Raw genomic sequence first — 12266 nt, 5'->3', positions numbered from 1 at the left:
GACGAAATCAGAACAGCAAAGCGAACAACAACCCGCACCGCAGTGCGCGTAATCACCGAGTTTGGTTACCCTGCCCGACGGGGTGGGGGAACACAGTTGCTACTTACGACGCGAAAAGGCCATCTGAAACTCGAAATTTGGTTTTCAGACGACCTTTTTGTATTTGCAGATTAGCGGTTTTCACTCTGTTGAAACTGCTCTTTATAAACGTTAGCCGACGCTGTACCTAAGCATTGGAAACCGCATGCGTTGCAGAGCAACACACCCTACTTACGACACGAAAGGCCGTCTGAAACCCAAATTCGGATTTCAGACGGCCTTTGCTCTGCATCATGCGCGGATGCGGCGCAATACTTCTTCTTTGCCGATGAGTGCCAGCACGGCATCAACCGACGGGGTTTTGGCCGTGCCGCACACGGCAAGACGCAGCGGCATGCCGAGTTTGCCCATTTTGATGCCTTCTTCGTCGCAGAAGGGTTTGAACAGGGCGTGGATGGATTCGGCCGTCCAGTCGTCGAGTGCTTCGAGGCGTTCGGCAAAGCGCAGCATACGGGCGGGGGCTTCTTCGTCCCAGTGTTTTTGTACGTCTGCTTCGGCAGGCGTTTGTTTTTGGTAGAAGTAGAGGCATTCGTCGGCGAGCGTGTTCAAATCTTGGGCGCGGTCTTTGACGAGGGCGAGTACGTCTTCCAGATTCGGCGCGGCGGTGTCGGCGATGCCGCGTATGGCCAAACGCTCTTTCAAAAGCGCGGCCAGTTTGCCGTTGGGCGTGATTTTGATGTGTTCGCCGTTGATCCAGTAGAGTTTTTTCAAATCCATGCGGCTGGGCGAAGCGGATACGTCTTTCAGGTCAAACCATTCGACAAACTGCTGCATGGTGAAAAATTCGTCGTCGCCGTGCGCCCAACCGAGCCGCGCGAGGTAGTTGAGCATGGCTTCGGGCAGGATGCCCATGGCGTCAAACTCGGTAATCGCTACGGTGTCGCCGCTGCGTTTGGAGATTTTGCGGCCTTGTTCGTTGAGTATCATCGGCAGGTGGCCGTATTCGGGCAGCGTGGCGCCGACGGCTTTTAAGATGTTGATTTGCTTGGGCGTGTTGTTGACGTGGTCGTCGCCGCGTATCACATGGGTGATGCCCATGTCGAAGTCGTCCACCACCACGCAGAAGTTGTAAGTGGGCGTGCCGTCGGCGCGGGCGATGATGAGGTCGTCGAGCGCTTCGTTGGGAATGGTGATGTCGCCTTTGACCAAGTCGCGCCAATGGGTTGCGCCCTCCAGCGGCATTTTGAAGCGCACAACAGGCTCGCGGCCTTCGGGTATCGGCGGCAATACTTTGCCTTCTTCCGGCCGCCAGCGGCGGTCGTAAGTGGCCGTGCCTTTTTTTTCGGCTTTTTCGCGCATGGCTTCGAGTTCTTCTTTGCTGCAATAGCAGTGGTAGGCGCAGCCTTGTTCGAGCAGCTGGGCGATGACTTCTTTGTAGCGGTCGAAACGGCGGGTTTGGTACACGACGTTATCGGCGTTGTCGTAGTTGAGGCCGACCCAGTTCATGCCGTCGAGAATGATGTTGACGGATTCGGCGGTGGAGCGGGCGAGGTCGGTGTCTTCGATGCGCAGTAGAAATTCGCCTTTGTGGTGGCGGGCAAACGCCCATGAAAACAGGGCGGTGCGTACGCCGCCGATGTGCAAATAGCCGGTGGGGCTGGGGGCAAAACGGGTTTTGACGGTCATGATGTCTCCGATGATGGGGAATGGATTGGGTGTTTCAGACGGCCTTTTAGCTCGGAATACCGCATGGAGGCCGTCTGAAAGGCAAAAACGGCTTTTCAGACGGCCTCAAAATAAGGATGCGTTGCCGCTTTCCAAGTTCAGCAGTGCCTGCTTGCGCGGCAGGCCGCCCGCGTAGCCGGTGAGCCTGCCGCTGCTGCCGATGACGCGATGGCAGGGAACGATAATGGAAATTTTGTTGGCGCCGTTGGCGGCGGCAACGGCGCGGACGGCTTTTGCATTGCCGAAGATTTCCGCCTGCGCTTTGTAGCTGCGGGTTTGGCCGTAGGGAATGTCGAGCAGGATGTGCCAAACCTGTTTTTGAAACGGCGTGCCAACCAAATCAAGCGGCAGGTCAAACTGCTGCCGCGAACCGGCGAAATATTCGTCCAACTGGCGGCGCAAGGCGGTTGCGGCTTCGTTTTCTACGGCAGTAATAGCGGACGGGCGGTAATGTGCGTTTAGGGCGCGCAATTCCCTGTCCAGCGTTTTTTGGTCGGCGAATTCGAGCAGGCACAGGCCATGCGGCGAAAAGACGGCAGCCATTTCGCCCAGCGGCGTGTCGATTTCCACGCGGTTGAGCGTGATGCCGTGTGCGGCGTAATCGGTTTCAGCCATTTTCTTGTTCTCCGCTTTGTCCGTCGGTGTCGATTTCCATCTGCCGCGTTTGCCGCCAAGCGGCCAAGCAGCTTTCATAGGCCGCCAACGGCACGCGCACGGTGAGGCGGCAGTCGAGCTGCAAATCCTGCGCGACGATTTCGGCCTGATGTTGTTTGGCGATGCGTACGGCGTCGTTCAAATGCGGGTAGCCGCAGCGCAGAAAAACAGTTTTTTCAATATTTTTTTCAATAACCTCCGCCGCTTTCAGGGCTTCGGCGGCCGCGGTTTTGTAGGCATGAATCAGGCCGGGCACGCCGAGCAGGGTGCCGCCGAAATAGCGCACGACGATAATCAGCGTGTCGGTTACGGCAAAGGAGTCGATTTGGCCGAGTATCGGTCGGCCGGCACTGCCCGACGGTTCGCCGTCGTCGTTGGCACGAAATTGCAGGCCGTCCGTACCCAAGCGGTAGGCATAGCACCAATGCCGCGCTTTGTGGTGCGCCTGCCGCTGCCGTTCGACATGGTTTTTCACATCTTCCGCGCTGCGCACGGGATAGGCATAGGCGATGAAGCGGCTGCCTTTGTCTTTGAACTCGGCTTCGACGGGTGCGGCAAGGGTGTGATAGGTGGCGGGAGACATGGTTTCAGACGGCCTTATAAAGCGGACGGATTGTTGCCGGAATAAGCCTGCCAACAATCCGAGAGGCCGTCTGAAAGCCGGAAAACGTTTTCAGACGGCCTCGAAATGCCGGATATGCGGATAAATCAGGCTTTCAGCGCGGCGGTCAGTTCGGGGACGATTTCAAACAAATCGCCGACGATGCCGTAATCGGCGACATTGAAAATCGCTGCTTCAGGGTCTTTATTGACGGCAACCACAATTTTGCTGTCCTGCATACCGGCAACGTGTTGGATTGCGCCGGAAATGCCGACGGCAATGTAAAGCTCCGGCGCGACGACTTTGCCGGTCTGCCCCACCTGATAATCGTTGGGCGCGTATTCGGCATCCACCGCCGCACGTGATGCGCCGACGGCCGCGCCCAAGGTGTCGGCCAGCGGCAGAATCAGCGCATCAAAGTTTTCCTTGCTGCCCAAGCCCTTGCCGCCGGACACCACAACCTTGGCCTGCGTCAGCTCGGGGCGTTCCAGCTGCGGCAGTTCGCGGCCAATAAAACGGCTCAGGTTTTGCGCGGGTGTGGCAGGCACTGCGGCAATTTGCGCGTTGCCACCGCTGCCTGCGGCTTCAAAGGCAGTAGCGCGGAAGGTCAGCACTAATTTGGCTTCTGTGCATTTTAAGGTTACCAGCGCGTTACCCGCATAAATCGGGCGGACGAAGGTATCGGCGTCGACGATTTCTACCAAGTCGGAAACCTGCGGACAATCGAGCAACGCGGCGATGCGCGGCATCAGGTTTTTACCGAAGGCGTCGGCAGCGGCGGTGAGGTAGCGGTATCCCGCAGCCAGCGATACGGCCAGCGGCGCCAGTTCTTCGGCCAAGCCGTCGGCGTAATGCGGCGCATCGGCGGTCAGCACTTTGTTCACGCCATCGAGCCGTGCGGCCTGCACGGCAATGTTTTCCACGCCGCTGCCGGCAACCAGCAGATGCACTTCGCCGAGTTTGGCGGCGGCGGTAACGGCGTGCAGCGTGGCGGGATTTAGGGTTTGGCCGTCGTGTTCGGCAATCACTAAAACGTTCATCTTTATCCTCCTCAAACCGCTTTGGCGGCTTTCAGTTTTTCCACCAATTCGGCAACGCTGCCGACTTTTTCGCCTACCTGCCGCGCTTTCGGCTCGGCATAGCGCACGGCCTGCAAACGCAAAGCGGTGGACACGCCCAATTCTTCCGGCGTGGTTTTTTCCAGCGGTTTTTTCTTGGCCTGCATAATCTGCGGCAGTTTGACGTAGCGCGGCTCGTTCAGGCGTAGGTCGGCACTGATAACGGCGGGCAGTTTCAAAGCAATGGTTTCCGAACCACCGTCGATTTCGCGGGTAACAAGGGCTTCGTTGCCCTCGATAAGCACTTTTCCGGCAAACGTACCCTGCGGCGCGTTCAGCAGCGCGGCAAGCATTTGCGCGGTTTGGTTGGCATCGTCGTCGATGGCCTGTTTGCCCAGCAGCAGGATTTGCGGCTGCTCTTTGTCCGCCACCGCTTTCAGCAGTTTCGCCACCGCCAGCGGCTCCAAAGCGGCTTCGGTTTCAACATGGACAGCGCGGTCGGCGCCCATTGCCAAAGCGGTGCGCAGGGTCTCTTCGCATTTTTTGCCGCCCAGCGACACGGCGACAATTTCGCCGATTTTGCCCGCTTCTTTCAGGCGGACGGCTTCTTCCACGGCGATTTCGTCAAACGGGTTCATCGACATTTTCACATTATCGATGTCCACATCCGATCCGTCGCTTTTCACACGGACTTTGACGTTGTAGTCCACCACCCGTTTTACCGCAACCAATGCTTTCATTTTTCCTCTCCCTGGCAGCCTGTCTGCTGCGCCGCCATACATTCCAACAATAAACGATAAACTTCTTCTGTCTCCGGCATTTGGCCGACGCCGCCGATATTGCGCGCTTTGGCCGACTGCTGGACACCGGTTTTCTGCGGGTCGGTGTCGGTATAAATGCCGACCAGAGGCTTGTCCAACGCGTTGGCCAAATGCAGCAGGCCGGTATCCACACCCGCCACGCATTGCGCACCGTCGAGTAGTGCGGCCGCCTGCAATAAATTCATTTTTTCACACACTCGGACATAAGGCAGGCCGTCGGCCAATTCCTGCGCCCGCGCTAATTCCTGCGCATTGCCCCACGGCAGATAAACGGTATAACCGCCCGATTCGTGCAGCTTCGTCATCAGTTCGCGCCAGTTTCCCTGCCGCCATAATTTGCTGTCGCGGCTGGTGGCATGAAGGACAACGCAATAAGGATGGTTCGGATTCGACAAACGGATATTTTCCGGTACAAGCGCGCCGAAAGACATTTCAGACGGCATCTCATAAGCGAAGGCTTGGGCAAACAACAAGCGGTTGCGCAATACGGCATCCTGCCCTTTTTGCACGAAAAAAGTCTGCGTATAAAAAAATGCCGCCAAACCCTCGCGCGCACTGCGCTTATCCAAACCTTTAACCGGAACGCCCGCCATTCTCGCAGGCAGGGCGCTTTTCAACAAACCCTGGCTGTCTAATACAAAATCAAACCGCTCCTGCCGCAAACTACTTTTCAGACGGCCTATCGCCTGCCAAGTCGCCCGTTTTGCCAATTCTTTACGCCACCGCCGCCAGCTCAAAATGTGGACTTTGCGTACAAAGGGATGCAGGCGGGCAATATCGGCAAATCCTTCCTCACAAAGCCAATGCAGCTCGACATCGGGGCGCACGCGTGCCAAATCGCTAACGGCGGGCAGGGTGTGTATCAAATCGCCCATGCTCGACAGGCGCACCAGTAAGGCTTTCATGGCTTTATAAAAAGAAATTGGGGAACGGTTCGCGCGTTTTGTATTGAATGTTTCACGTGAAACACAGTTATTTATTTGATTTTAAATATTGTTTTATTTTTTCAGCATCTGCCAGCAGCAATGCGCCCGCAGCCTGCATTTCCTGCCGCGCCTGTGCGACGGTTTCTTCGGCAATGCCGCGGCAGGCTGCTTCGTTGACGATAACCTGCCAGTCTCCGCCACGGCAGAGTTGCAGCACGGTATGTTTGACGCAGTAGTCGGTGGCTAGTCCGCCCACCAAAACAAAACGGGCATTTTGCGCATGCAGCCATTCGATCAGGCCGGTGCTCAACCGTTCTTCGATGTCGTGATAACACGCGCCGTAGGGGTGCAGCTCGGGATCGACGCCCTTCCATACGCAGAAATCGTAGCCGTTCAAAGCGGGCAGACCGTCGAGCAGGGCGTAACCTTCGCTGCCGATTACGGCGTGGGCAACCCAAGTCAAATCCGCGTTTTTCAAACCGGTCGGCTGCAACATATCCACAGGATTATCCACAAGCCATTTTGCCTGCGGGCTGTGTGCGTCTTTGGTCATTACCCGCAGATCCGCCAAGGCCGCCTGTGCGTTCAATTCCGCTGCGATGGCGTCGCCGCCTGCGACAGGAAGCTCCGCCGGACAAAGCGGGGTAAAGGTTTTCTGCGCATCGACGTCTATCGAAATAATCATGGCGTCCCGCCTTAACGTTTACAAACAGGGCGGCATTATAGCAAAACCGCCCCTGCCCCGTGCTACAATCCGCACAACTTTTCAACACAGTTATCCACAATGCGCCACACCATCGAAACCATAGGCCGCGTCGTTTCCCCCTATACGCAGAAATTCGGCATTGCCCGCCAGCCGGGGCTGGTTCCGGCGGCGGAAGTCCGCATTGTTTTAGAGCCTCGTTTCGGTGCGGACTCGGTGCGCGGCTTGGAAACTTTCGGCTATATCTGGCTGCATTTTATTTTTCACGGTGTGTTGGACGAGGGCTGGTCGCCGCTGGTACGGCCGCCGCGCTTGGGCGGCAAACGGAAAATGGGCGTATTCGCCACTCGCAGCCCGCACCGTCCGAACCATCTCGGCCTGTCGCTGCTGAAACTGGAAGGCATCGACTGCACAAACGGCGTCAGCATCCGTTGCAGCGGCGCGGACTTGCTCGACGGCACGCCGGTGGTGGACATCAAACCCTACATCCCCTTTGTCGAAGCCAAACCCGACGCGGCATCCGGTTTTGCCGGCGAAGCGCCGCCGCTGCTCGACGTGGTTTGGCAAACCGGCGCAGTGGGGCTTTCAGACGGCCTCAAACGCCTAATCGCACAATCCGTCGCCCAAGACCCGCGCCCCGCCTACCAAGACATTCCCGAACGGATTTATGTAATGGAAATCGCCGGGCTGGCGGTGAAATTCCGCATAAACGGGCGCACGGCGGTGATTCTGTCGGCAGAGGCCGTCTGAAAACAGGTTTCAGACGGCCTCCGTCATGCTCAAACAGTTCAAGCAGCCGCAACCGGGCGGCAGGCAACCATATAGTTCACATCCACCTTATCGCTTAAAAAATAACGCTGCAATAGCGGGTTGTAACCCAAACCCCTGCTGTCGGCCACATCCAACCCGGCCTGGCGGCACATCCGCGCCAGCTCGGCGGGCGTGATGAACTTTTGCCAGTCGTGCGTGCCTTTGGGCACGATGTTCAAAATGTATTCCGCCCCCAAAATCGCGTGCAGATAAGATTTCGCGTTGCGGTTGATGGTGGAGAAAAACACCATTCCGTCAGGCTTGGCCAGCTTGGCACAGGCGCGGATCACCGAAGCGGGATCGGGAACGTGCTCCATCATTTCCATGCAGGTCACTACATCGTAGGCGTGTGGCGTTTCCGCTGCCAAATCTTCGACACTGACGCAGCGGTAGGACAAATTGTCCAACTGCTGCGCCTGAGCGTGGTAATGCGCGGTTTCCAGCGATTTTTCCGCCAAATCGATGCCTAGCACTTCGGCCGCGCCGCGTTTGGCGATGCTCTCGCTCAAAATGCCGCCGCCGCAACCCACGTCCAGCACCTTTTTTCCCGCCAGATTGGCGAAGCCGTCGATATAGTCGAGGCGGATGGGATTGATGTCGTGCAGCGGCTTGAACTCGCCTTCGCTGTCCCACCATTTTTCCGCCAAACGGCTGAATTTGTCGATTTCGCCGTGATCCACGTTCGGCTTTTGCGCGTCCTGATTCATGCTCTTCTCCACTAAAAAACAATGCGGCGTATTTTAGCCGAAACTGCCTGAGGCGGACGGAAAAAGGCCGTCTGAAACCTTTTCAGACGGCCTTTATGCCTTCAACTTATTTCCACTCGGTACACAAAATATTCGATTCGCTGCACGAAAGCGCATTGCTTTCCTCTTCACGGCAGGACTGTTTTGCCGCTGCCATCGCTGCCGCTTTAACACGGTTGCGCGCTTCGTAGCGCTGGCCGTTGACATAAATGCCACATTCGTAAACCACATTGACGAGTTGCGCCTTGCCGTTTGAAAAATCGGCGGCGGTCGGCGCCACCAATCTGGGCGGGGCAGAACCGTTTGTCTGTTCTCCGGCGGGTGCTGCGGGGCGGGCGGATATGCCGACCTGCTGTTCTAATTCGGCGATGCGCTGTTTCATGGCGGCGATTTCCGCTTCCAAACGGCCGATGCGGCTGTTGTCTGCGGCGCAGGACAAAGCGGCGGCGGCGGATAAAAGCGCGGCCAAAAGCGTTTTTTTCATGATTCTCTCCAATCCCGGAAAACAAAGCCGCAGACGCGGCAACAGGCGCGGATTATATCGGATTCAGGCCGTCTGAAAGCCTGTTTTTTGCCGTTTGGCAGACAGGGTTTCATTGCTTTTGCCTTTTCAGACGGCCTCAAACGGGTCAGGCCGTCTGAAAAGGCGGTTCAGACCAAACCGCAAACCAAAAAATTAAATATATAAAAAGATGATTTGGATGATGCGCCGCCTCTTTTGTGGATAAACCGGTTTTTCCTTTTTCTTTCAATATTTATCGGCAGATAAAAACCTGCGTAAAACGCATCTTCGTGTTTTGGGAAAAATGTGGATGTTTTTCAAACGGCCTTTCTGTTTTGTGGACAGTTTTTCTTTATCCACTGCCTGCCGCTTCTTTTTCCGTCTCTAAAAAGGCCGTCTGAAAAGATTGCGAAAATTTATTAATGCCGCTGCTGCCGCAAAGAGCGCTTTGCCGTATCATGCGGCGGCTTTTCGAAAGGACAAAACCATGTTTCAGAGAACCCTGGCCAAATCCGTCAGCGCCACCGGCGTCGGCCTGCATTCGGGCGAACGCGTGACGCTCACCCTGCACCCTGCCGCGGAAAACAAGGGCATTATGTTCCGCCGCAGCGACCTGCCGGGCGAACAGGGCGAAGCCGTCAAACTCACGCCCTACCTCGTCAACGACACCCGCCTGTCGTCCACCGTCGTCACCGAAAACGGCGTGCGCATCGGCACGATAGAACACATCATGTCGGCGCTGGCGGCCTACGGTATCGACAATGTCCTGATTGAGCTGGACGCGCCGGAAATCCCGATTATGGACGGCTCCAGCCTACCCTTCATTTATCTTTTGCAGGATGCGGGCATCGTCGATCAGAAAGCGCAGAAGCGTTTTTTGAAAATCGTCAAACCTGTTGCCGTCGAAACCGAAGGCAAGCGCGTGGCCTTCACGCCTTACAACGGATTCAAAGTCAGCCTCACCATCGAGTTTGACCATCCCGTCTTCAACCGCAGCGCCCCCACTTTTGAAATCGATTTCGCCGGCCAGTCCTATATCGACGAAATCGCCCGCGCCCGCACCTTCGGCTTTATGCACGAAGTGGAAATGATGCGCTCGCACGGCCTCGGCCTCGGCGGCAACCTGTCCAACGCCATCGTGATCGACGACACCGACGTGCTCAATCCCGAAGGCCTGCGCTATCCCGACGAATTCGTCCGCCACAAAATCCTCGATGCCATCGGCGACCTCTACATCGCCGGCCATCCCATCATCGGCGCGTTCGAGGGCTACAAATCCGGCCATGCCGTCAACAACGCCCTGCTGCGTGCCCTGTTTGCCGACGAAAGCGCCTACGAATGGGCGGAATTTCCCGACAACACCGGCCTGCCGCCCGCCTTTTTCCGTGTTGACGGACAAGAGCCGTAAAACATTTCCCGCCGTCTGAAAACAAAGTTTCAACAAAGTGAAAACGCGGTGGGAAACGCCGCATTTGTCCACCGCAATCTCAGGCCGTCTGAAAAGCATCCCCTGCCGTCCACAGAGAGAAAAACATCTGTCCGCAGCTTTTCAGACGGCCTGAAACCTTGTTTCCGATAAGAAAAACAGAGTTATCCACACAACCGTCAGCCCTTCATCAAAAATATCATTTTATAAACCGTATTTTAATAAAGCGGCTTCTATAGCGAACCAACACGAAAATCTACGGCGTTGCTGCGCCTTGCCGTACTACTTGTACTGTCTGCGGCTTTGCTGCCTTGTATCTTTCCGTGTTGGTTCACTATATATTTTTCCCGCAGCACTGGAAATTGGCGCTTGCGCCGCCATTCGGGTAAAGTGGCGGCCGTTTTCCAACTCAACCTCCGAAGGGCATCGAATGAAAGGCGACATAGGCGTCATCGGCTTGGCCGTTATGGGTCAGAACCTCATCCTCAACATGAATGACAAAGGCTACAAAGTCGTGGCCTACAACCGCACCGTGTCCAAAGTGGACGACTTCCTCAACGGCGCGGCGAAAAACACCGCAATCATCGGCGCATACAGCATCGAAGACTTGGTTGGAAAACTGGAAAAACCACGAAAAATCATGCTGATGGTACGCGCCGGACAAGTTGTTGACGACTTTATCGCCCAACTGCTGCCCCACCTCGACGCAGGCGACATCATCATCGACGGCGGCAACGCAAATTACCCCGACACCACCCGCCGCACGCACGATCTGGCCGAAAAAGGCATCCTCTTTATCGGCACCGGCGTTTCCGGCGGCGAAGAAGGCGCACGCCACGGCCCTTCCGTCATGCCCGGCGGCAACAAAGCCGCCTGGCCGCACGTCAAACCCATTTTGCAGGCCATCGCTGCCAAAACGCCCGAAGGAGAACCCTGCTGCGACTGGGTCGGCAACGACGGTGCCGGACACTTCGTCAAAATGGTGCACAACGGCATCGAATACGGCGATATGCAGCTCATCTGCGAAGCCTACCAATTCATGAAAGACGGCCTGGGCATGAGCGCCGCCGAAATGCAGCAGACCTTCGCCGCCTGGAACCAAAGCGAACTCAACAGCTACCTGATTGAAATCACCGCCGACATCCTCGGCCACCAAGACAGCGACGGCCTGCCCCTGATCGACAAAATCCTCGACACCGCCGGCCAAAAAGGCACCGGCAAATGGACGGGCATCAACGCCCTCGACCTCGGCATCCCCCTCACCCTGATTACCGAAGCCGTTTTCGCCCGCTGCGTCTCCGCCGTCAAAGGCCAGCGCGAAACCGCCGCCGCCCTTTTCGGCCGCAGCGTGCAGAAAATCGACGGCAGCCGCAGCGAATGGCTCGAAGCCCTGCGTCTCGCCCTGCTCGCCTCCAAAATCATCTCCTACGCCCAAGGCTTCATGCTTATCCGCGAAGCGGGCGAAACCCACGGCTGGAACCTCGATTACGGCAACACCGCCCTCCTGTGGCGCGAAGGCTGCATCATCCGCAGCGCGTTTTTGGGCAACATCCGCGACGCCTACCGCGCCGATCCCGATTTAATCTTCCTCGGCAGCGACCCCTACTTCCGCGCCATCCTGCAAAACGCCCTGCCCGCTTGGCGCAAAGTCGCCGCCAAAGCCATCGAAAGCGGCCTGCCCATGCCCTGCACCGCCGCCGCCCTCACCTTCCTCGACGGCTACACCACCGCGCGCCTGCCCGCCAACCTGTTGCAGGCGCAGCGCGATTATTTCGGCGCCCACACCTACGAGCGCACCGACCGCCCGCGCGGCGAGTTTTTCCACACCAACTGGACAGGCAGCGGCGGCGACACCGCGTCTACCACTTACGACGTGTAAAACAAGGCCGTCTGAAAGCGCAGTTTTAATAAACAGAGGCCGTCTGAAACTCTTTTCAGACGGCCTTTTGCCCGTTTTATCAATAAAACCGGCGGCACCCCGCGCAGCGCCCCGTAAGAAGAGCAATACAAAAAACGGCTAGAAAAACATAAAAAACACATCCAAAAACAACTAGAACACGCTCAGGCAGAAATCTTTCGGCATCACCAAATAGAGTTCTATATAGAACATCTTCATAAAACATTTATTCAAATGTTTGCCAATAAAAAATACTTGGGGCTGTCCTAGATAACTCAGGAGATTCCGTTTAAGTTAGAATTTTCCTTATGAGAAAAAGTCGTCTGAGTCAGTACAAACAAAACAAACTGATTGAGCT

General features: G+C 56.5%; 12 protein-coding genes. 3 read left to right on the top strand and 9 right to left on the bottom strand.

Going from position 1 to position 12266, the window contains the following annotated elements:
* Positions 1 to 330: 330 nt before the first annotated feature.
* The 7 genes from gltX to ACLD9W_RS10850 form a co-directional block, all read right to left on the bottom strand.
* Positions 331 to 1725, bottom strand: coding sequence for a glutamate--tRNA ligase (gene gltX, locus ACLD9W_RS10880; protein ID WP_410842037.1), 1395 nt, complete (start codon positions 1723 to 1725; stop codon positions 331 to 333).
* 105 nt (positions 1726 to 1830) lie between these two features.
* On the bottom strand, positions 1831 to 2379 hold the full coding sequence (locus ACLD9W_RS10875; protein ID WP_410842036.1) for a methylated-DNA--[protein]-cysteine S-methyltransferase: 549 nt from the start codon (positions 2377 to 2379) through the stop codon (positions 1831 to 1833).
* The gene (locus ACLD9W_RS10870) at positions 2372 to 3001 is read right to left on the bottom strand and encodes an IMPACT family protein (RefSeq protein WP_410842035.1); all 630 of its coding nucleotides are present in this window, start codon (positions 2999 to 3001) and stop codon (positions 2372 to 2374) included. The genes ACLD9W_RS10875 and ACLD9W_RS10870 overlap by 8 nt, the downstream gene beginning before the upstream one ends.
* Positions 3002 to 3126: 125 nt before the next feature.
* Complete coding sequence (locus ACLD9W_RS10865; protein ID WP_410842034.1) at positions 3127 to 4059, bottom strand: electron transfer flavoprotein subunit alpha/FixB family protein; 933 nt, start codon at positions 4057 to 4059, stop codon at positions 3127 to 3129.
* 11 nt (positions 4060 to 4070) lie between these two features.
* On the bottom strand, positions 4071 to 4817 hold the full coding sequence (locus ACLD9W_RS10860) for an electron transfer flavoprotein subunit beta/FixA family protein (protein WP_410842033.1): 747 nt from the start codon (positions 4815 to 4817) through the stop codon (positions 4071 to 4073).
* A complete protein-coding gene (waaC, locus tag ACLD9W_RS10855) occupies positions 4814 to 5803 on the bottom strand; it encodes a lipopolysaccharide heptosyltransferase I (protein ID WP_410842032.1) in 990 nt (329 codons plus the stop codon). The genes ACLD9W_RS10860 and waaC overlap by 4 nt, the downstream gene beginning before the upstream one ends.
* Positions 5804 to 5870: 67 nt before the next feature.
* Entirely contained in the window at positions 5871 to 6509 is a 639-nt protein-coding gene (locus ACLD9W_RS10850; RefSeq protein ID WP_410842031.1) for an isochorismatase family protein, read from the bottom strand.
* 99 nt (positions 6510 to 6608) lie between these two features.
* Here ACLD9W_RS10850 and tsaA point away from each other — a divergent pair, with 99 nt between their 5' ends.
* A complete protein-coding gene (gene tsaA / locus ACLD9W_RS10845) occupies positions 6609 to 7277 on the top strand; it encodes a tRNA (N6-threonylcarbamoyladenosine(37)-N6)-methyltransferase TrmO (RefSeq protein ID WP_410842030.1) in 669 nt (222 codons plus the stop codon).
* Positions 7278 to 7315: 38 nt separating this feature from the next.
* On the opposite strand, the gene ubiG is transcribed toward tsaA, so the two are convergent.
* Entirely contained in the window at positions 7316 to 8044 is a 729-nt protein-coding gene (gene ubiG / locus ACLD9W_RS10840) for a bifunctional 2-polyprenyl-6-hydroxyphenol methylase/3-demethylubiquinol 3-O-methyltransferase UbiG (RefSeq protein WP_410842029.1), read from the bottom strand.
* A gap of 106 nt (positions 8045 to 8150) precedes the next feature.
* A complete protein-coding gene (locus tag ACLD9W_RS10835) occupies positions 8151 to 8567 on the bottom strand; it encodes a hypothetical protein (RefSeq protein WP_410842028.1) in 417 nt (138 codons plus the stop codon).
* 505 nt (positions 8568 to 9072) lie between these two features.
* Here ACLD9W_RS10835 and lpxC point away from each other — a divergent pair.
* Together lpxC and gnd are read left to right on the top strand one after the other, a co-directional pair.
* Positions 9073 to 9993 (top strand): UDP-3-O-acyl-N-acetylglucosamine deacetylase, encoded by a 921-nt coding sequence (gene lpxC, locus ACLD9W_RS10830; RefSeq protein ID WP_410842027.1) that lies wholly within the window; start codon positions 9073 to 9075, stop codon positions 9991 to 9993.
* 448 nt (positions 9994 to 10441) lie between these two features.
* Complete coding sequence (gene gnd / locus ACLD9W_RS10825; protein WP_410842026.1) at positions 10442 to 11890, top strand: decarboxylating NADP(+)-dependent phosphogluconate dehydrogenase; 1449 nt, start codon at positions 10442 to 10444, stop codon at positions 11888 to 11890.
* Positions 11891 to 12266 lie beyond the last annotated feature (376 nt).

It is taken from the genome of Neisseria sp. WLZKY-1, from assembly GCF_046546535.1.
GTDB lineage: Bacteria > Pseudomonadota > Gammaproteobacteria > Burkholderiales > Neisseriaceae > Neisseria.
Note: the sequence above shows the minus strand (reverse complement) of the source record. Positions and strands in the feature narration are given on the sequence as shown.